The following is a 248-nucleotide window of genomic DNA, read 5'->3' as shown; positions in this document are numbered from 1 at the left end:
CCCTCCTCGGCCTCATCGGGATCGACGTTGAACAGTAATGCCACGAACGCATCGACGCGGGCTCGGTCGGTGGCTGCATTCCAGTCCCAACGTCCGATCACATCGAGACTGTCCAACGCGCTTTGGAACGCCTCGGGAGAGGTCTGACCGTCGAGAGACTTGAGCTTCGGCACCGCCGCACCCGCAATCATCCGGAAACATGATCTGAGTAGTGCGCATTCGCTTGAAATCACAAGCCGCATAATCGC

1 protein-coding gene is annotated in these 248 nt (G+C 58.9%); it reads right to left on the bottom strand.

Annotated elements, in window-relative coordinates; genetic code table 11:
* The coding region (locus KZZ06_RS21795) for a hypothetical protein (protein ID WP_219582001.1) at positions 1–248 on the bottom strand (248 nt) is incomplete at both ends.

Origin of the sequence: Sulfitobacter sp. CW3 (genome assembly GCF_019392245.1) — a bacterium.
In the GTDB taxonomy this organism is placed as follows: Bacteria; Pseudomonadota; Alphaproteobacteria; order Rhodobacterales; family Rhodobacteraceae; genus Sulfitobacter.
Note: the sequence above shows the minus strand (reverse complement) of the source record. Positions and strands in the feature narration are given on the sequence as shown.